General features: G+C 63.8%; 24 protein-coding genes. 18 read left to right on the top strand and 6 right to left on the bottom strand.

The genetic code is table 11. From position 1 onward, the window contains the following. Positions 1-106: 106 nt before the first annotated feature. Together C8K44_RS10865 and C8K44_RS10860 are read left to right on the top strand one after the other, a co-directional pair. The gene (locus tag C8K44_RS10865) at positions 107-694 is read left to right on the top strand and encodes a YigZ family protein (protein WP_109575810.1); all 588 of its coding nucleotides are present in this window, start codon (positions 107-109) and stop codon (positions 692-694) included. Positions 695-753: 59 nt separating this feature from the next. Further along, the gene (locus C8K44_RS10860; protein ID WP_109575982.1) at positions 754-1155 is read left to right on the top strand and encodes a cupin domain-containing protein; all 402 of its coding nucleotides are present in this window, start codon (positions 754-756) and stop codon (positions 1153-1155) included. A gap of 25 nt (positions 1156-1180) precedes the next feature. Here the strand turns inward: C8K44_RS10860 and C8K44_RS10855 are convergent, their stop codons facing one another. After that, positions 1181-2149 (bottom strand): D-alanyl-D-alanine carboxypeptidase family protein, encoded by a 969-nt coding sequence (locus C8K44_RS10855; protein ID WP_245417446.1) that lies wholly within the window; start codon positions 2147-2149, stop codon positions 1181-1183. A 288-nt stretch (positions 2150-2437) separates the two neighbouring features. Between C8K44_RS10855 and C8K44_RS10850 the strand changes: the two genes are divergently transcribed. Together C8K44_RS10850 and C8K44_RS10845 are read left to right on the top strand one after the other, a co-directional pair. Beyond that, positions 2438-3529, top strand: a complete 1092-nt coding sequence (locus tag C8K44_RS10850) for a hypothetical protein (RefSeq protein WP_109575808.1) — start codon at positions 2438-2440, stop codon at positions 3527-3529. A gap of 66 nt (positions 3530-3595) precedes the next feature. Then, positions 3596-4204 carry a nucleoside triphosphate hydrolase gene (locus tag C8K44_RS10845; RefSeq protein WP_109575807.1) on the top strand — a complete coding sequence of 203 codons (609 nt, stop codon included), beginning with the start codon at positions 3596-3598 and terminating at the stop codon, positions 4202-4204. A 73-nt stretch (positions 4205-4277) separates the two neighbouring features. Here the strand turns inward: C8K44_RS10845 and C8K44_RS10840 are convergent, their stop codons facing one another. The 3 genes from C8K44_RS10840 to C8K44_RS10830 all read right to left on the bottom strand — a co-directional run bounded on the left by C8K44_RS10840 (position 4278) and on the right by C8K44_RS10830 (position 6581). Further along, positions 4278-4982, bottom strand: a complete 705-nt coding sequence (locus C8K44_RS10840; protein WP_109575806.1) for a glutathione S-transferase N-terminal domain-containing protein — start codon at positions 4980-4982, stop codon at positions 4278-4280. Positions 4983-5113: 131 nt separating this feature from the next. Then, the gene (locus C8K44_RS10835; protein WP_109575805.1) at positions 5114-6325 is read right to left on the bottom strand and encodes a beta-ketoacyl-[acyl-carrier-protein] synthase family protein; all 1212 of its coding nucleotides are present in this window, start codon (positions 6323-6325) and stop codon (positions 5114-5116) included. A gap of 1 nt (position 6326) precedes the next feature. Further along, on the bottom strand, positions 6327-6581 hold the full coding sequence (locus C8K44_RS10830) for an acyl carrier protein (RefSeq protein WP_109575804.1): 255 nt from the start codon (positions 6579-6581) through the stop codon (positions 6327-6329). 194 nt (positions 6582-6775) lie between these two features. Here C8K44_RS10830 and C8K44_RS10825 point away from each other — a divergent pair, with 194 nt between their 5' ends. The 14 genes from C8K44_RS10825 to C8K44_RS10760 all read left to right on the top strand — a co-directional run bounded on the left by C8K44_RS10825 (position 6776) and on the right by C8K44_RS10760 (position 16088). Further along, a complete protein-coding gene (locus C8K44_RS10825; RefSeq protein WP_109575803.1) occupies positions 6776-7630 on the top strand; it encodes an urease accessory protein UreD in 855 nt (284 codons plus the stop codon). Between the two features lie 15 nt (positions 7631-7645). Beyond that, positions 7646-7948, top strand: coding sequence for an urease subunit gamma (locus C8K44_RS10820; protein WP_109575802.1), 303 nt, complete (start codon positions 7646-7648; stop codon positions 7946-7948). A 10-nt stretch (positions 7949-7958) separates the two neighbouring features. After that, positions 7959-8213: a DUF1272 domain-containing protein gene (locus C8K44_RS10815; protein WP_109575801.1), complete on the top strand. Its 255-nt coding sequence runs from the start codon at positions 7959-7961 to the stop codon at positions 8211-8213. Between the two features lie 25 nt (positions 8214-8238). Beyond that, on the top strand, positions 8239-8829 hold the full coding sequence (locus C8K44_RS10810) for a HupE/UreJ family protein (RefSeq protein WP_109575800.1): 591 nt from the start codon (positions 8239-8241) through the stop codon (positions 8827-8829). Between the two features lie 4 nt (positions 8830-8833). After that, on the top strand, positions 8834-9139 hold the full coding sequence (locus C8K44_RS10805; RefSeq protein WP_109575799.1) for an urease subunit beta: 306 nt from the start codon (positions 8834-8836) through the stop codon (positions 9137-9139). Next, on the top strand, positions 9139-10851 hold the full coding sequence (ureC, locus tag C8K44_RS10800; protein WP_109575798.1) for an urease subunit alpha: 1713 nt from the start codon (positions 9139-9141) through the stop codon (positions 10849-10851). Before C8K44_RS10805 ends, ureC begins: the two co-directional genes overlap by 1 nt. 236 nt (positions 10852-11087) lie before the next feature. Continuing rightward, positions 11088-11633: a peroxiredoxin gene (locus C8K44_RS10795; protein ID WP_109575981.1), complete on the top strand. Its 546-nt coding sequence runs from the start codon at positions 11088-11090 to the stop codon at positions 11631-11633. Positions 11634-11752: 119 nt separating this feature from the next. Continuing rightward, positions 11753-12346 (top strand): hypothetical protein, encoded by a 594-nt coding sequence (locus C8K44_RS10790; protein ID WP_109575797.1) that lies wholly within the window; start codon positions 11753-11755, stop codon positions 12344-12346. Positions 12347-12378: 32 nt separating this feature from the next. Further along, a complete protein-coding gene (locus C8K44_RS10785) occupies positions 12379-12981 on the top strand; it encodes a glutathione S-transferase family protein (RefSeq protein ID WP_109575796.1) in 603 nt (200 codons plus the stop codon). Then, entirely contained in the window at positions 12981-13532 is a 552-nt protein-coding gene (locus C8K44_RS10780; protein WP_109575795.1) for an urease accessory protein UreE, read from the top strand. The genes C8K44_RS10785 and C8K44_RS10780 overlap by 1 nt, the downstream gene beginning before the upstream one ends. Continuing rightward, complete coding sequence (locus tag C8K44_RS10775; RefSeq protein ID WP_348626325.1) at positions 13504-14199, top strand: urease accessory protein UreF; 696 nt, start codon at positions 13504-13506, stop codon at positions 14197-14199. Before C8K44_RS10780 ends, C8K44_RS10775 begins: the two co-directional genes overlap by 29 nt. Next, positions 14196-14636 (top strand): DUF3995 domain-containing protein, encoded by a 441-nt coding sequence (locus tag C8K44_RS10770; RefSeq protein WP_109575793.1) that lies wholly within the window; start codon positions 14196-14198, stop codon positions 14634-14636. The genes C8K44_RS10775 and C8K44_RS10770 overlap by 4 nt, the downstream gene beginning before the upstream one ends. Continuing rightward, on the top strand, positions 14633-15268 hold the full coding sequence (gene ureG / locus C8K44_RS10765; protein ID WP_109575792.1) for an urease accessory protein UreG: 636 nt from the start codon (positions 14633-14635) through the stop codon (positions 15266-15268). The genes C8K44_RS10770 and ureG overlap by 4 nt, the downstream gene beginning before the upstream one ends. A gap of 61 nt (positions 15269-15329) precedes the next feature. Continuing rightward, positions 15330-16088 (top strand): class II aldolase and adducin N-terminal domain-containing protein, encoded by a 759-nt coding sequence (locus C8K44_RS10760; protein ID WP_109575791.1) that lies wholly within the window; start codon positions 15330-15332, stop codon positions 16086-16088. Position 16089: 1 nt separating this feature from the next. On the opposite strand, the gene C8K44_RS10755 is transcribed toward C8K44_RS10760, so the two are convergent. Together C8K44_RS10755 and C8K44_RS10750 are read right to left on the bottom strand one after the other, a co-directional pair. After that, positions 16090-16725 carry an HAD family phosphatase gene (locus C8K44_RS10755; RefSeq protein WP_109575790.1) on the bottom strand — a complete coding sequence of 212 codons (636 nt, stop codon included), beginning with the start codon at positions 16723-16725 and terminating at the stop codon, positions 16090-16092. Positions 16726-16824: 99 nt separating this feature from the next. After that, complete coding sequence (locus C8K44_RS10750; RefSeq protein ID WP_146203926.1) at positions 16825-17004, bottom strand: hypothetical protein; 180 nt, start codon at positions 17002-17004, stop codon at positions 16825-16827. Between the last annotated feature and the right edge of the window lie 115 nt (positions 17005-17119).

The raw sequence follows: 17119 nt of genomic DNA, 5'->3' as shown, positions 1-17119 counted from the left end.
AGAAGATCGCCCGGCGACTTTTTCTCGAACATTGCTTGCGGCAGTCATGCCGGCATCGCCGACCGATTGACGATCGCCAAACGGCATTGTCTAACGACCGCCAGCCATGTTCACGCTTACGCAACTCGAAAGCTCCAGCCAGGACGTCAAGAAGAGCCGCTTCCTCGCGTTTGCCGGACCGGTGGCCGACGAGGCCGGGGCGAAAGCGTTCGTCGCGGCCCATTCGGACGCCAGCGCCAACCACAATTGCTGGGCGTGGCGCATCGGCCAGAACTACCGCTTCAGCGACGACGGCGAGCCGAGCGGCACCGCCGGCAAACCGATCCTCCAAGCCATTGACGGCCAGTCGCTCGATAATGTCGCCGTCGTCGTCACGCGCTGGTTCGGCGGCATATTGCTCGGCAGCGGCGGACTTGTGCGCGCCTATGGCGGAACCGCGGCCATGTGCCTGCGTTCCGCCGCCAAGGCCGCCATCGTCATTACCATCGAGGCAAGGGTCACCTGCGGCTTTGCCGATCTGGCCATCGTTCAGGCGCGGCTGGCGGCACAGCCTGACGTCAGGATCACCGCCGAGACATTCACCGCGACCGGAGCCGAGCTTACCGTCGCACTGCCCGAGGCCGACACGTCGACGATCGTGCGTATGATCGCCGATCTGACCAGCGGGCGCGCGTTGATAGCCCTGCCCGATTGAGGGCACAAAAGGTCACGTTGCGGCCTATGATGGCGCGCGCCTCTCGAAAGGAGAAAAAGATGGAAATCAAACGCTGCGGCTCCCGACCCTCGGCAACGCCTTCGCCGGACTATTTCACCGGTTCGGTTCGCCAGGACCCTATCTTCGAGGCACCGGCGCCAGCACGGCTGCGCGCGGTCACCGTCACCTTCGAGCCCGGCGCGCGCACCGCCTGGCACACCCATCCGCTCGGCCAGACGCTTGTCGTGACGTCGGGCTGCGGCTGGGCCCAGGTTTGGGGTGGTGCGGTCGAGGAAATCCGCAGCGGCGACGTGGTGTGGTTCGCGCCCGGCGAAAAGCACTGGCACGGTGCTGCGGCCACAACCGCGATGACGCATATAGCGCTACAGGAAGCCTTGAACGGCAGCGCAGTCGACTGGCTGGAGCACGTCTCGGACGCGCAATATCTGGCGCCGGCCTGAGCAGCGCAGCAGCGTCCAGTTCCGGCTACTGGACTTCCGCCATCGGCACTGGCGCGGCCGCGGTATCCTGCATCGGCATCGCGCCCATTGTCGGCATCGGCGTTGCGGCCACGACAGGCATCGGCGCCGCGGGTGCCGCAGGGGCGGTCTGGTAGGCCATGCTGCCGCCAGCCGCCCGGGGCATGTAGCGCACGATCAGCTCCTCGACATGGGCGTTGCGCTTGCGCGCGGTGTCGCCGCCCATCACCACGATGATCAGCTTGCGGCCATCGGCGTTGACCGACGTCACGATGTTGAAGCCCGAAGCCCTGATGTAGCCGGTCTTGATGCCGTCGACGCCGTTGACGCGGCCGAGAAGGTCGTTGTGGCCGCGCACGCGCTTGCCACGGAAATTGAAGTCGGTGGCGGCAAAATAATAGTAGTTCTGCGGAAAGTGCTTGCGCAGCGCCATGCCGAGCACGGCCATGTCGCGGGCGGTTGTGTGCTGCTGGGGGTCGGGCAGGCCAGAGGCGTTGCGGAACACGGTGTTGATCATGCCGAGCTGACGCGCCTTGGCCGTCATCCTGGCGGCAAAGGCTTCTTCGGTGCCGCCGAGATATTCGCCGACGGCAACGGCGACGTCGTTTGCCGACTTGGTCGCCAGAGCGCGGATCGCCGCTTCGAGTTCGATCTGCTCGCCACGCCTGAAGCCAAGCTTCGACGGCGGCTGCGAGGCGGCGTTGCTCGACACCGGGATCAGCGTTGTCTTCGACACCTTGCCTTGCTGCAACGCCTCGAAGGTCAGGTACAGCGTCATCATCTTGGTCAGCGATGCCGGATAGCGCGGCGCGGTCGCATAGGCCTGATAGAGCGTGCGCCCATTGGAGGCGTCGACGACGATCGCCGAGTATTTTTCCGGTGCCGCTGCTGGCTGCGCAACGGTCAAGGTCTCGGTGGTGCTGCAGCCGGCGAGCAATGCGATCGCTGCAAACAACACCGCAAGCTTGCGGGCCAACCCAAGTTGCCGAAGCGAGGGAAATCTGAACGGCAGCGAAAATGAAGTGGCCTGGGCTTGCAAGGGAAAACCTGTCGGTGGTCGCCAAAGATCCGGCTTTGTCACATACCGGTCGGCAGCAACGCTACAAAATGCGAGCGGCGCCGTCCATTTGGCACGTCGCTGCCGGCGCATGTTGCGCTGGTGGTGTTGAATATTGGTTACACTAACAACGCTTGCGCGTTGACCGGCAAATCGGCTCTGTTGGGGACATGGGGTCGGATGATTTGGCAATCAGGTAAATTGGCGATGAATGAGTTTAGCCTCCGGGCCGAGGGAATTTCAGTCACGCTCGACCTTTCGGTCGGCCACATTGCCGATCTCACCATCGAACACGATGGGCGCATGCTGAAGCCGCTGCATCGCGCGCCCTGGATCGACCGGACCGATCTGCCTGAGGGGCTGCCTGAGGGCGTTGTCAGATTGTCCGGCGATTTCTTGTGCGCACCGTTTTCACGCAGCGATGTCCAGCCAGCGCCGCTGCATGGCTGGAGCGCCAACAGCGAATGGCAGCTCGCCTCGGAAGAACCGATCCCGCAAGGCCGGCGCGCGACTTTTCGCCTGGTCCGCAAGATCATGGGTGCCGTGGTCGAAAAGACCCTCACCCTGCGCGACGGCCATCCCTTCCTTTATCAGGAGCATGCATTCACCGGCGGCTCGGGCGCCATTTCTGTCGCACACCATCCGATAACCGAAATGCGCGAGGGCGGGAGGCTGGCGTTTTCACCGAAGCGGCACGCTGTCACGCCGCCTGATGTCACCGAGCCCGATCCGGCGCGCGGAGCCTACATGCTGGCTTATCCCGCCCGCAGCGAAGATCTCACCCGATTCCCCGCCGCAGCAGGGGGTACGGTTGACCTTACCGACTACCGTGCCGACATCAGGCACGAGGATTTCGTCACCCTCGTCGAGGCCGATCATCGCGGCATGGGCTGGACGGCCCTTGCGCGCAAGGCCGAAGCCGATGTGGTGCTGGTGCTGAAGAACCCGGCCGAGCTGCCGGTGACCATGCTGTGGATCAGCAATGGCGGCCGTTATTACGCCCCGTGGAACGGCCGCAGCGGCGTGCTCGGGATCGAGGACGGGCGCGCGGCGATCGGCCATGCCGCCTCGCTCGGCGACAACTGGTTGAAACGCGAGGGCGTCGAAACTGCCTTTGCGCTCGGCGGCCGTGTCGCCTTCCGCCAGGTCGTGGGCGATGTGGAATCCCATAACGGCGAAGCACCGTCTGCGGTCGAAACCATGGCGGGAACGCTGCGCCTCAAATTCGGCGACGGCAGCCACCGTGACGCGCCGTTCGACGAAACGTTCTTGCGGATCGGCCAATCGCTCTTGAACTGACGGTGCCGCCGCCTCAATTTTGACTGATGCGCCAGCAGGATGCACACAACATCGTTGGGAAGGCCTATGTCAGAGATCGCCCATATCGCCGCCACCTTGTTCAAACGCGCCCATCATGCCGATCGCTTCGTCATCGGCATCGCCGGACCGCCCGGCTCTGGCAAGTCGACGCTGTCGGCAGCGCTCCACGACGTCCTGCCCGAGGGCTCCGCTGCCGTTGTGCCGATGGACGGCTTCCATTTCGACGACGCGGTGCTCGACAAGCGCGGGCTCAGGGCCCGCAAGGGTGCGCCTGAAACCTTCGACTTCGCCGGTTTCGAGGTGCTGCTCAAACGGCTGCGCGCCGCCGAACCCGATATCGCGATCCCCGTTTTCGACCGTAGCGTCGAGCTATCGCGGGCGGCGGCGGCCATCGTGCCTGCCAACGTGAAATTCATTCTCGTCGAGGGCAACTACCTGCTGCTCAACGAAGAACCGTGGCAGCGGCTCGAGCCGCTGTTCGACTTCACCATCTTTGTCGATGTGCCGCGCGAGGAACTGGAGCGGCGCCTGGTCGAGCGCTGGCGCGAGCACGGCCGCTCGGATGCCGAGGCTCGCAATTGGATCGACACCAACGACATGCCCAATATCGACCGCGTGCTGGCCGCGCGGCGCAACGCCGATCTGGTCATCTGAGCTTGTAGGGGCTGTTCGATTACTCGCCCTGCCGCATCAGATGACCGGCAGGGTCGAGTTTGCGGATAGCGTCTTAGCCGCGCGCCGGAATGTTAAGGCCCGCCTGGACGGCAGGCCGTGCCAAGCCGCGCTCCAGCCAGGCCGCGACATTGACGAAGCTGTCGAAACCGACGAGATCGCGTGCTTCATAAAAGCCGATCAGGTTGCGCACCCAGCCAAGCAGCGAGATGTCGGCGATGGTGTAGTCGTCGTCCATGATCCATTTGCGGCCGGCAAGACGCTGGTCGAGCACGCCAAGCAGCCGGCGCGACTCGTCGCGGTAGCGTTCGAGCGGACGCTTGTCGGCGATCTCGCGGCCGGCGAATTTGTGGAAGAAGCCGAGCTGGCCGAACATCGGGCCAACCGAAGCCATCTGGAAGAACAGCCACTGAACGGTCTCGTAGTGCCGCGCCCTGTCGCTGGGGATCAAGCGGCCGGTCTTTTCGGCGAGATAGAGCAGGATCGCACCCGACTCAAACAGGCCGATCGGCTTGCCGCCGGGACCGTTGGGATCGATGATCGCCGGGATCTTGCCGTTGGGGTTCAGCGCCAGGAATTCGGGCGTCCAGCTTTCGTTCTTGCCGATGTTGATGGCATGCGCCTCATAAGGCAAGTCGAGCTCCTCAAGGGCGATCGACACCTTCACGCCGTTCGGCGTGGGGAATGAGTAGAGCTGGATGCGGTCGGGGTACTTTGCCGGCCAGCGGGCAGCAATCGGAAATGGAGTGAGATCGCTCATCGTCGGTTCCTCGGATGGGCCGGCGTGAGGCACGGCTGGTGGGACAAGCAAGAGTTAGGCATGCGCAAGCGCCGCATCAATATGCAATGCGCCAGTTCGCCGAGAAGCTCCACGAGCGGCCTGACGCCTCGTCAGACCGCCTTCACCGCCACGACGGCATTGGTGCCGCCAAAGGCAAAGCTGTTGCTGATCGCAACCCGTACCTGACGCTGGCGGGCAACATTGGGCGTGACGTCGAGATCGCAGTCGGCATCCACTTCGCGATAATTCGCGGTCGGCGGCACGATCCCTTCGCGCACCGCCATGACGCAGGCGATCAATTCGAGCGCACCGGATGCGCCGAGGCAATGGGCGTGCATCGATTTGGTCGATGACACCGACAACTTGTCGGCATGCGCGCCGAAGACACGCCGTATCGCCGTGGTCTCGATCTGGTCGTTGGCCTTGGTTCCGGTGCCATGGGCGTTGATGTAGTCGACGTCCTCGGGCGAAAGGCCCGCGTCGAGCAGGCAGGCGCGCATGGCGGCCGTCGGGCCTTCCACGGTCGGAGCCACGATGTCGGAGGCGTCGCCGGACATGCCGGTTCCGGCAAGCTCGGCCAGGATGGTCGCGCCACGCCCAGTCGCGTGCTCGTAGGTCTCGAGCACGACCATGCCGGCACCCTCACCGAGCACAAGGCCCTGCCTGTCGGCGGAGAATGGCCGGCAGGTGTCAGGCGAAACGACGCGCAAGGCTTCCCAGCCCTTGATGACGCCCCAAACCAGCGGAGCATCTGTGCCTCCGGCGACGACAGCGTCGGCGCGGCCGAGCAGCAGCTGATCCATCGCGGTTGCCAGCGCATGGTTGGACGAAGAGCAGGCCGAGGTGACGCCGAACACCGGCCCACGCAGGCCAAGGCTCATGCTGACCTGGCCGGCAGCGGCACCCGGCATGACCTTCGGCACCGTGAAGATGCCCGCGCGGCTCTTGCCTTCGAGCAAGATCGCCCGATAGCTTTCCTCGATCGCTTCCCAGCCGCAAATGCCGACACCAACGATCGCGCCCACGCGGTGGGTATTGGTTTCGTCGATGGTCAGGCCGGACTGCCGCATCGCTTCCTTGGCTGCGATGACTGCAAGCACACTGAAACGATCCATCGCCACGAGTTGCTTGCGCTCGATTCCGTGGTCGGGCAGTTCCTTGATTTCAGCTCCGACCCGTATCTTGAGATCATGCAGGGCGGTGTTTGCCAGCGGCCCGATGGCCGAGCGGCCGGCCCGCATGGCGTCCCATATGGAAGGAACGTCGGTACCGAGCCCGCAGATGCCGCCGATACCCGTGATGACGATGCGGGGACGCTTCATGTCAGGCGGATTTTGCGATGAGGGCGCGAACGGCTTCAACCATGTCGCGAACATTCTTGAGGCTGCTCCAGGCTTCGGCGGTGTTCATCTCGATCTCGATGCCGTACTCTTCTTCGAGGTCGAAAATGATCTCGGTAAGTTCGAGCGAGTGAATGCCGAGCGAGGTCAGTTCGGTGTCGAGCGTGATTTCTTCGCCACCCGGTTCGGCATGCGCCTTGATCTTGTCGATGATGTCCGTCGCCAACTGGTCGGCCATAAGTACCCTTCCCCAGAACTCTTGCACTTGCCGGGCCAGGCCGCGCGGTTGCCGCGTCGGGCCCAAGCCGGGCTTTTTGGACGATACCCGCCCTGGATTGCGCCAAAAAGGCGTCTCTCTATAGAAACCGAAACGCCGGGAGGCAACAACCTATATATCGACAAACCTGCGGTCTTGGCTAAACGTCATCGATCATGACCATCAACGCATCATCGTCCGCAGCGTCGGACGCGGCAGCAATTTCCTCGCAGCGCGTGGCAGCTCATGCCCGCATCGATGTCGCGTTTCGCCATGGCCGCAGCCGCCTCGCCCGCCTCTACCAGGACGGCGCGGCCAAGATCAGACTGCCCGGCACGCGGAGCGACCCGCTGGAGGCCGTGCTGATCAACATGGCGGGCGGCCTGACCGGCGGCGACCGGCTCGGCTGGGAGGTTGGCATCGGCGACGGCGCACGCTGTGTCATCACAACCCAGGCCTGCGAAAAGGTCTATCGTGCGCTTGCCGGCCATGCCCAGGTCGATGTCAACCTTTCGGTCGGTAAAGGCGGCTTCCTTGGCTGGCTGCCGCAGGAGACAATCGTCTACGATCGCGCCGCCTTTTCACGCCGCCTCGACGCCGACCTCGCCGCGCGCGCCGAAGCGCTGATCGTCGAGGCGACGATTTTTGGCCGCAGCGCCATGGGCGAACGTGCCGTCCACGGCAGCTTTCGCGACCGCTGGCGCATCAGCTACGAGGGCCGGCTGGTTCATGGCGAGGATTTTTTCGTTGGGCCGGACATCGAAACAACCTTTGCCAGGCCGGCTTCGACGGGCGGGCGGATCGCCATGGCGACGCTGCTCTTGATCTCCGACAGGTCAGAGGTCTTGGTTGAGCCGGCGCGGCGAATCATCGGCGACGATGGCGGCGTCAGCACCTGGAACGTGGCTGGAACTGGCAAGCTTCTTGCGAGGCTTTACGCTGAAGACGGCTACGAGCTACGTAAACGACTTGCTCCACTCGTCGAACTGCTCAACGGGCAGGCAGGCCTGCCCAGACTGTGGTCACTCTAGAATTTTGGTACCGGCATGAACCTGACGCCACGGGAAAAAGACAAGCTGTTGATCGCCATGGCGGCGATGGTGGCGCGCAAGCGGCTCGAACGCGGCGTCAAGCTCAACCACCCCGAGGCTGTGGCGCTGATCTCCGACTTCATCGTCGAGGGAGCCCGCGACGGCCGCCCGGTCGCCGAACTGATGGAAGCCGGCGCCCATGTCATCACCCGCGAGCAGGTGATGGACGGCATTGCCGAGATGATCCACGACGTTCAGGTGGAGGCCACCTTTCCCGACGGCACCAAGCTCGTGACCGTGCACGAACCGATCCGCTGAGGTCTTGGCCATGCTCGAGCTGCGCCCCAATTGCGAATGCTGCGACCGCGACCTTCCCCCTGAAGCCGCCAATGCGATGATCTGCACCTTCGAGTGCACCTTCTGCACCGAATGCGCCGAGGGCGTGCTTGCCGGCACCTGCCCCAATTGCGGCGGCAACTTTTCCGCTCGCCCGATCCGGCCGGCCGCCATGCTTTTGAAATACCCTGCCTCGACCAAACGCGTGCTGAAGGCCGAAGGCTGCGCGCGTAAGTCCACCGCCTGATTGCCCCGAACGAAAGGTCACCCCGATGCTGAAGCGTCTCGCGCTCGTCCTGCCCCTGCTGTCACTTTCGGCGGCACCCGCCTTCGCGCACCTCAATCCGGAGGAACATGGCTCGCTGCTCGCCGGCGTGTCACATCCGCTGTTCGGCGCCGATCACATCCTTGCCATGGTCGCGGTCGGCCTGTGGGCGGCGCTGCTGGGTGGTCGCGCGCTGTGGCAAGTGCCTTCGGCTTTCGTCGGCACCATGGCGATAGGCTTCGCGGCGGCACTTGGCGGCGCCCCCTTGCCCTTCGTCGAGCCTGTCATTCTCGCTTCGGTCGTGGTGATCGGCCTGGCAGCTGCCGTTGCGCTCAAGGTGCCTGCATGGGCCGGCATGGCCATGGTCGGCTTCTTCGCCTTCTTCCACGGCCACGCCCATGGCGGCGAGCTTGGTTCGGCCGGCGCGCTTTCCTTCGGCATCGGCTTTGCCCTGTCGACCGCACTGCTCCACGCCACCGGCGTCGGCCTTGGCCTCGGCATCGGCCGCATCTTCGGCGGCGACACCGGCCGCCTCGTCACACGCATCGCCGGCGGCGCAACGGCTGTCGGCGGCCTGTGGCTGGCGCTCGGAGCGTGAGGTCATGATCCCCGGAGAGATCATTCCCGCCGAAGGCTCGATCGAGCTCAACAAGGGCCAGCTGACGGTCACGCTCAAGGTCGCCAACACAGGCGACCGGCCCATCCAGGTCGGCAGCCACTACCATTTCTACGAGACCAACAACGGCCTCGTTTTCGACCGTGAAAAGGCGCGCGGCATGCGGCTCGACATCGCTGCCGGGACCGCCGTGCGGTTCGAGCCCGGCCAGGAGCGCGACGTCACGCTGGTGCCGCTCGGCGGCAAGCGCGAGGTCTACGGTTTCCAGAAAAAGGTGATGGGAAAGCTCTGATGCCTGCACAAATCTCCCGCGCCGCCTACGCCAGGATGTTCGGACCGACCACCGGCGACAAGGTCCGGCTCGCCGACACCGAACTGTTCATCGAGGTCGAAAGCGACTTCACCGTCTACGGCGAGGAGGTCAAGTTCGGCGGCGGCAAGGTTATTCGCGACGGCATGGGCCAAAGCCAGCTGTCGCGCGCCCAGGGGGCGGTCGACACCGTCATCACCAATGCGCTGATCCTCGATCACACCGGCATCTACAAGGCCGATGTCGGGCTCAGGGGCGGCCGCATCGCCGCCATCGGCAAGGCCGGCAATCCCGATACCCAGCCTGGCGTCAACATCATCATTGGCCCGGGCACCGAAATCATCGCCGGCGAGGGCAAGATCCTGACCGCCGGCGGCATCGACACGCACATCCACTTCATATCGCCGCAGCAGGTCGACGAAGCGCTGAACTCGGGCGTCACCTGCATGGTCGGCGGTGGCACTGGCCCCGCCCACGGCACGCTCGCCACCACCTGCACGCCCGGTCCCTGGCACATCGCCCGCATCATCCAGGCCTTCGACGGCCTGCCCATGAACATCGGCGTGTTCGGCAAGGGCAACGCCTCGCTGCCCGGCGCGCTGGAAGAGATGGTGCTTGCCGGTGCCTGCGGCCTCAAGCTGCATGAGGACTGGGGCTCGACGCCCGCGGCCATCGACACCTGTCTTTCGGTCGCCGACGCCTACGACGTCCAGGTCGCGATCCACTCGGACACGCTCAACGAAGGCGGATTCGTCGAGGACACGGTCGCTGCCTTCAGGGGCCGCACAATCCACTCGTTCCACACCGAAGGTGCCGGCGGCGGCCACGCGCCGGACATCATCAAGGTCTGCCAGTATCCCAATGTCATTCCGGCCTCGACCAACCCGACGAGGCCCTACACCGTCAACACTGTTGCCGAGCATCTCGACATGCTGATGGTCTGCCATCATTTGTCGCCGTCGATCCCCGAGGACATCGCCTTCGCCGAAAGCCGTATCCGCAAGGAAACGATCGCCGCCGAAGACATCTTGCACGACTTCGGTGCCTTCTCCGTCATCTCGTCGGACAGCCAGGCCATGGGCCGCGTCGGCGAGATGATCATCCGCACATGGCAGACGGCCGACAAGATGAAGCGCCAGCGGGGCGCGTTGCCCGGCGAAAAAGGCGACAACGACAATCTGCGCGCCCGCCGCTACATCGCCAAATACACGATCAACCCCGCCATCGCGCACGGCATGTCGAAAGAAATCGGCTCGATCGAGGTCGGCAAGCGCGCCGACCTCGTGCTGTGGAACCCCGCCTTCTTCGGCGTGAAGCCCGACATGGTGCTGCTCGGCGGCTGGATTGCCACCGCCCCCATGGGCGACCCCAATGGCTCGATCCCGACGCCGCAGCCAAGCCATTTTAGGCCGATGTTCGGCTCCTACGGCAAGGCGCTTACCCACAGCTCGATCACCTTCGTCTCCAAGGCTGGGCTCGAAGGCGGCCTGCGCGAGCGGATCGGCGTGGAAAAGCAGATGGTAGCGGTGGAAAACACCCGCGGCGGCATCGGCAAGCGCTCGATGATCCTCAACGACGCCATGCCCCAGATCGACGTCGATCCCGAAACCTACGAGGTGCGCGCCGACGGCGAGCTCTTGACCTGCGAACCCGCAACCGTGCTGCCCATGGCACAGCGTTATTTCCTGTTTTGAACCCGCATATCGGGCCGCAAATCGAAATCGATTTTTGGAAAGCACAATACGAGGATTCAAGGACTTAGAGCGCGGATGCCCCGCGCTCCAGGGGCGGGCCGCGACCTGATGCCACGCCGGCAATGCTGGAACCGCCACCGGCCAATTGTTATCTAGCCTCTGCTAGCAAGAAAATATCAGGCAGGATTCCCGAGCCCAAGATCGGGGTTCCCGCTATCTTGGAAATGGAGTCCTACATGATCAGGAAGCAAGTTCCTTCCGTCACTTTCCGTACGCGCGTGCGTGACGAGTCCGTCGGCGGCCCCAATCCCTTCCGCTGGGAAGACAAGACCTCGGCCGATTACTTCGACGGCAAGCGCGTCGTGCTGTTTTCGCTGCCGGGCGCATTCACGCCGACCTGCTCGACCTTCCAGCTGCCCGACTTCGAGAAGCTGCACGGCGAGTTCCAGGCACAGGGCATCGACGAGATCTACTGCGTGTCGGTCAACGACGCCTTCGTCATGAACGCCTGGGGCAAGTCACAGAACCTCGACAAGGTTAAGCTCATTCCGGACGGTTCGGGCGAATTCACCCGCAAGATGGGCATGCTGGTTGCCAAGGACAATGTCGGCTTCGGCATGCGCTCGTGGCGCTATGCCGCCGTCGTCAACAACGGCCGCATCGAAAAGTGGTTCGAGGAAGAAGGCTTCTCCGACAACTGCGACAGCGATCCCTACGGCGTCTCCTCGCCGCAGAACATTCTCGAAGCGCTCAAGAATGACGACGTCGCCGCAGCCGCGTAAGGCGTGAGCTTCGCGCTGATCGAAACCCCGGCCGCACCAGCGCGCCGGGGTTTTTGTTGGCGTGGCCACGACGAGAAATCTCATCTAGCTTGCGCCAATACAGTCTGCTGAGATCGCACATGGAAAATGCTCCCCAGGCCGCAGCCGAAGTCTTCCCACATATCCGCATAATCATGGGCATGGTCATCGCCCTTGGCATGGCGCGGCTATTGTCGGGCGTTGCGCGCATCGTCCAGCATCCCAAGCAATACAAGCTCTATGCGGTGCACCTCGCCTGGGTGGTGTCGCTGCTTTTGACGCTGGTGCATTTCTGGTGGTGGGAGTTCGGGCTCTATGTCGTCGAGAGCTGGACCTTCGGCGTCTACCTGTTCATCGTCGGCTACGCGATCGCCCTTTTTTTGCTGTGCGCGCTTTTGTTTCCCGACTCGATGCAGGACTACAAGAGCTACGAGGACTTCTTCTACTCGCGCCGCGCATGGTTCTTCGGGCTGCTGGCCACGACCTACCTGCTCGACATCATCGACACGATGATCAAGGGCGAGGCCCATTTCGCCCATTTCGGCGGCGAGTATCTGCTGCGCACCCCGATCCTGGTCGCGCTGTGCCTGATCGCCATCGCCACCTCCAATAAGCGATTTCATCTCGCCTTCGTCAGTGCCACTCTGATTTATCAGGTGTCGTGGATCTGGCGGCTGTTCGACACCATTGTCTGATTTCCGGCCGCCCTGAGAAGGACAAATCCAAGATGTACAAAGCCTACGGTTCGCGCGGATCGCGCGTGTCGCGTGTCCTGTGGATGCTGGAGGAACTCGCCGAACCCTATGAATTCGTCGAGGTCGGATTGCGCTCGGCCGAGGCCCACGCGCTCAACCCTTCCGGCAAGCTGCCGGTGCTTGCCGACGGCGATTTCACCCTGACCGACTCGGCGGCGATCTGCATCTATCTCGGCGACAAGCACGCGGAAAAAGGTCTTGGTGCCAATCCCGGCCTGCGCGGCCGCGCCGAAATGGACAGCTGGATGCATTTTGCCCAGTCGGAGCTCGAAGCGCCGTTGTGGAACAAGCTGCGCCACCGCTTCATCCTGCCGCGGCAGTTGAGGGTCGATGTCGGCCCCGCTGTGGCGTATGATTTCGCCAATGAGATCGCGACGCTCGACAAGCGACTCGCCGGCAAAGAATTCGCGCTCGGCGACCGTTTCAGCGCCGTCGACGTGATCTTGGGCGATATCGGCGGTTGGGCGCGTGGCGGCAAGATCCCCATCGCCTCCGAACGTGTCAACGACTATCTCGACCGTATGCTTGCCCGGCCAGCGCGAGGCAGGGCACAAGCCAATGGAGGTTCTTTCTGATGCTGCGCGCCACCAATTTCATCCGTGCCGAGGCCGTCAAGGCCGACGCGCAGCGCCCCCTGCCCTTCGACCTCGCCGTGCTTGCCCATGACGAGCGCCACATCCGCCGCCGCGCCATCGAGCTTGTCCATGGCGATCGCGTGCTGGTCGACCTGCCGGAATCTGTCGTGCTCGAAACCGGCGACGTGCTGGTGCTCGACGACGGCCGCCACGCCGAGATCTTTGCCGGCGAGGAAGAACTTTACGAAATCCGCGCCCACGATGCGGTCCACCTGACTAAGCTCGCCTGGCATATCGGCAACCGTCATTTGGCGGCGGCCATCGAAGCCGACCGCATCCTGATCCTGCGCGACCACGTCATAAAGGCGATGCTCGAAGGTCTCGGCGCCCAAGTTACCGATATCTCGGAGCCTTTCGAGCCGGTGCGCGGCGCCTATTCCGGCCAGGGCCACGATCATGGCCACGGGCATTCCCACGATGATGGGCATCACCCCCACGATCACGACGACCATCACCACCATCATGGCGAACACCGCCATCACCATGACTGAACCCAAATCAGGCGGTGCGGCGCGGCTGCGGCTGATGGCGTGGCTGTCGCCAGCATTTCCTGTCGGCGGCTTCTCCTACAGCCATGGCCTCGAACGCGCCGTGCATGACGGGCTCATCGCCACGCGCGACGACCTCGCCGGCTGGCTGGCGACACTGGCCGAGGTCGGCTCAGGCTGGAACGACGCCGTACTTTTTGCCGACAGCTGGCGCCGCGCCCGCGATGGTGGCGACCTGACGGAGCTTGCCGCTCTTGGCGAAGCGCTCGCGGGTTCGCGCGAGCGGCATATGGAAGCGATGTTGCAGGGTTCCGCCTTCCTCGCCGCCGCCTCCACCTGGCCGCATCCGGTACGGCAAAGGCTGCCTGCCGAGTGCCCTTACTGCGTCGCCGTCGGCGCGGTCGCCGGCGCGCATGGCATCGCGTTGGAAGATGCGCTGGCAGCTTACCTTCAGGCCTTCGCGACCAACCTCATCCAGGCGGCGATCCGGCTTGGTGTCCTCGGCCAGACCGCGGCTACCGGCATCGTCGCGTCATTCGAGCCGACCGCGCTTTCGGTCGCCGCCCGTGCCGCGCTGTCGAGCCTCGACGATCTCGGCTCGGCTTCCATTACCTCCGATATCATGGCCATGCGCCACGAAACCCAGCATTCGAGGCTGTTCCGCTCATGATGCCAGTCGCCTCCGCGCTTGCCGCCGTGCTTTATCTGCTGACCTCGCTGCATGTCTATTGGGGGCTAGGCGGCGTATGGCCGGGAACCGACCAGGCGTCCTGCGCGCGCACAGTCGCCGGCTTTCGCGGCATCGACACAATGCCCACGCCCTTTGCCAGCTTCGCCGTCGCTGCCTGCCTCTTGGTCACCACGCTCTGGCCTTTGGCGCTGGTCGGCGTCTTTGCCACGCCGTTTCCGCGCCAGGGCCTTGCCGCCTCGGCCCTGATGATCGCGCTTGTCTTTCTAGGCCGCGGCACTGCCGGCTTCACTCCGGCATGGCGCAGGCTGACGCCAGAGATGCCTTTCGCTCGGCTCGACCGACTGTATTACTCGCCGCTCTGCCTCGCCATCGGCGCCGGCTTCGCCTTCCTCGCCATCAAAGGATTTCAGCCATGACTTCGAAAAACGGCCCGCTTCGCATCGGCATCGGCGGCCCGGTCGGCTCGGGCAAGACGACCCTGACCGAAAAGCTCTGCAAGGCGCTGCGCGACGAGTTTTCCATCGCTGTCGTCACCAACGACATCTACACCAAGGAAGACGCGCTGATGCTTGCGCGCCTGCAGGCGCTGCCGGAAGAACGCATCATGGGCGTGGAAACCGGCGGTTGCCCGCATACCGCCATCCGCGAAGACGCGTCCATCAACCTGCAGGCCATCGCCGAGATGAACCGCAAGTTCCCCGATCTCGACATCGTCTTCATCGAGTCGGGCGGCGACAACCTTGCCGCGACCTTCTCGCCCGACCTCGCCGATCTCACGCTCTATGTCATCTCGGTCTGCCAGGGCGAAGAGATCCCGCGCAAGGGCGGCCCCGGCATCACCCGCTCCGACTTCCTGGTCATCAACAAAAGCGACTTGGCACCTTATGTGAACGTCAATCTCGAGGTCATGGAGGGCGACGCCGCGCGCCAGCGCGGCAAGCGCCCCTTCGGCTTCACCGACCTTTCGCGCGGCAAGGGGCTCGAGGCGGTGATCGACTTCATCGTCGAGAATGGCGGGCTGAGGCTGGACCAGCCGATTTCAGCCTGATCGGCGGTTGCCGAGCGAGGCTTCGCGCGGCAATCTTGCCTGGACCACAAGGAGGGAAAAAATGGCAGTCACCCAGCTCAAGCAGACCAACCTGCCGTTCTACGAGGAGCGCGTCGACCTCGCCTGCGCCTTCCGCTGGACAGCACGGCTCAACATGCACGAGGCGGTGGCCAACCACTTCTCGCTTGCCGTCAACGACGACGGCTCGAAATTCCTGATGAACCCCAACCAGGTCCATTTCTCGCGCATCAAGGCAAGCGACCTCCTGCTCATCGACGCCAACGATCCCGAGACCATGTCCGGACCCAACGCGCCCGACCCGACTGCCTGGGGGCTGCATGGTGCCGTCCACCGCAACTGCGCCCATGCGCGCTGCGTCATGCATGTGCATTCGATCCACGCCACGGTGCTCGCATCGCTCGCCGACTCGACGTTGCCGCCGATCGACCAGAACACGGCCATCTTCTTCCGCCGCCACGTCGTCGACGCCCATTATGGCGGGCTCGCCTTCGAGGAAGAGGGCGAACGCTGCTCGCAGCTGCTCGCCGATCCCACGGTCAAGGTGATGATCATGGGCAACCACGGCGTGATGGTCATCGGCGACAGCGTCGCCGACACCTTCAACCGGCTCTATTATTTCGAGCGCGCCTGCGAGACCTACATCAAGGCTTTGTGGACCGGACGGCCGTTGCGCACCCTGTCGGACGAGATCGCCGAAAAGGCAGCGCTCGAGCAGGAAGATTATCCGGGCCAGGCCGAACGCCATCTCGCCGAACTCAAGGCGATCCTCGACGAACAGGAGCCGGTGTACCGGAGCTAGCTCAGTCCAGCCCGAGCAGCGCCCTCACCTCTTGGGCGCTGTGCGCCACCAGGGCGCCCGCCGGCCCTTCGATGTTGTCCTGCGGCCAGAATATGGTGCGCATGCCAGCGGCAACGCCAGCGGTCGCACCGGTGACGCTGTCTTCCATCACCACCGTGTCGGCGGGATCGATCTCGGTCAGCCATGCCGCGCGCAGATAAGGTTCGGGATCAGGCTTGCCGTTGCGTACGTCGTTGCGGCTGATCGTCTTCATCGTCGGTTCGTGGATGCCGACGGCGCGCAAGTTCACGTCGATCACCATGCGGTCGGAATTCGACACGATCGCCTGCACCACGCCTCTGGCCTTGAGATCGCGGAAAATCTCCAGCGCGCCTTCACGCGGCAGAAGGCTCGGCGCATGGTCCATGTAGTAATCGTATTTGAGCGCGATCCATTCGTCGAAGTCGAGCCCGAGCCCGAACTGGTCGCGCAGCACGGCATGGACAGGCTTTGCCGCCTGGCCGACGACACGCGCATGCAGGTCCGCCGGCGGCTCGATGCCGGCGCCGCGCAAGGCCGCCACCAGCGCCCTTTCGTGCAGCGGCTCGCTGTCGATCAGCGTGCCGTCCATATCCCAGTACACTGCCTTCGGAATCATGCGACCGGTCCTTGTTGACACCATTGCTCTTAGGAGCTTTGGCGGCGGAATTGAACCGGCCATATGATAGCTGAAAACACTTGCGCGTGCGGCTTCCTTTCAAAGATGCCGGCCGCAAGGATCGTTGCCGTCAAGGTAACCCACGTCACGCTGGAGGTGAGCCGGCAGGTCCCTTAAGTGGAGCACGCGCTTGCGCGGCCGCATGCCGAAGGCGGCCACAAGCCGCGCAGTCCAGCTGATCTGTTCGCAATGGATAAGGCTTGCCTGTAGGGTGGCCATGATCGTCATCCTTGTGAGATGCTTGAAATGTGCTGATGTCTTGACCTAGATATTGGTCTGGAATGATTGACTTTTCCAATTGAACGTCGATCACGACCCATTAAATGGCCTTATG

It is taken from the genome of Aminobacter sp. AP02 (genome assembly GCF_003148805.1).
In the GTDB taxonomy this organism is placed as follows: domain Bacteria; phylum Pseudomonadota; class Alphaproteobacteria; order Rhizobiales; family Rhizobiaceae; genus Aminobacter.
Note: the sequence above shows the minus strand (reverse complement) of the source record. Positions and strands in the feature narration are given on the sequence as shown.

Coding starts and splice junctions, on each gene's coding strand:
- C8K44_RS10865 (WP_109575810.1), top strand. CDS start 107: ATGTTCACGCTTACGCAACTCGAAAGCTCCAGCCAGGACGTCAAGAAG.
- C8K44_RS10860 (WP_109575982.1), top strand. CDS start 754: ATGGAAATCAAACGCTGCGGCTCCCGACCCTCGGCAACGCCTTCGCCG.
- C8K44_RS10850 (WP_109575808.1), top strand. CDS start 2,438: ATGAATGAGTTTAGCCTCCGGGCCGAGGGAATTTCAGTCACGCTCGAC.
- C8K44_RS10845 (WP_109575807.1), top strand. CDS start 3,596: ATGTCAGAGATCGCCCATATCGCCGCCACCTTGTTCAAACGCGCCCAT.
- C8K44_RS10840 (WP_109575806.1), bottom strand. CDS start 4,982: ATGAGCGATCTCACTCCATTTCCGATTGCTGCCCGCTGGCCGGCAAAG.
- C8K44_RS10835 (WP_109575805.1), bottom strand. CDS start 6,325: ATGAAGCGTCCCCGCATCGTCATCACGGGTATCGGCGGCATCTGCGGG.
- C8K44_RS10830 (WP_109575804.1), bottom strand. CDS start 6,581: ATGGCCGACCAGTTGGCGACGGACATCATCGACAAGATCAAGGCGCAT.
- C8K44_RS10825 (WP_109575803.1), top strand. CDS start 6,776: ATGACCATCAACGCATCATCGTCCGCAGCGTCGGACGCGGCAGCAATT.
- C8K44_RS10820 (WP_109575802.1), top strand. CDS start 7,646: ATGAACCTGACGCCACGGGAAAAAGACAAGCTGTTGATCGCCATGGCG.
- C8K44_RS10815 (WP_109575801.1), top strand. CDS start 7,959: ATGCTCGAGCTGCGCCCCAATTGCGAATGCTGCGACCGCGACCTTCCC.
- C8K44_RS10810 (WP_109575800.1), top strand. CDS start 8,239: ATGCTGAAGCGTCTCGCGCTCGTCCTGCCCCTGCTGTCACTTTCGGCG.
- C8K44_RS10805 (WP_109575799.1), top strand. CDS start 8,834: ATGATCCCCGGAGAGATCATTCCCGCCGAAGGCTCGATCGAGCTCAAC.
- ureC (WP_109575798.1), top strand. CDS start 9,139: ATGCCTGCACAAATCTCCCGCGCCGCCTACGCCAGGATGTTCGGACCG.
- C8K44_RS10795 (WP_109575981.1), top strand. CDS start 11,088: ATGATCAGGAAGCAAGTTCCTTCCGTCACTTTCCGTACGCGCGTGCGT.
- C8K44_RS10790 (WP_109575797.1), top strand. CDS start 11,753: ATGGAAAATGCTCCCCAGGCCGCAGCCGAAGTCTTCCCACATATCCGC.
- C8K44_RS10785 (WP_109575796.1), top strand. CDS start 12,379: ATGTACAAAGCCTACGGTTCGCGCGGATCGCGCGTGTCGCGTGTCCTG.
- C8K44_RS10780 (WP_109575795.1), top strand. CDS start 12,981: ATGCTGCGCGCCACCAATTTCATCCGTGCCGAGGCCGTCAAGGCCGAC.
- C8K44_RS10775 (WP_348626325.1), top strand. CDS start 13,504: ATGGCGAACACCGCCATCACCATGACTGAACCCAAATCAGGCGGTGCG.
- C8K44_RS10770 (WP_109575793.1), top strand. CDS start 14,196: ATGATGCCAGTCGCCTCCGCGCTTGCCGCCGTGCTTTATCTGCTGACC.
- ureG (WP_109575792.1), top strand. CDS start 14,633: ATGACTTCGAAAAACGGCCCGCTTCGCATCGGCATCGGCGGCCCGGTC.
- C8K44_RS10760 (WP_109575791.1), top strand. CDS start 15,330: ATGGCAGTCACCCAGCTCAAGCAGACCAACCTGCCGTTCTACGAGGAG.
- C8K44_RS10755 (WP_109575790.1), bottom strand. CDS start 16,725: ATGATTCCGAAGGCAGTGTACTGGGATATGGACGGCACGCTGATCGAC.
- C8K44_RS10750 (WP_146203926.1), bottom strand. CDS start 17,004: ATGGCCACCCTACAGGCAAGCCTTATCCATTGCGAACAGATCAGCTGG.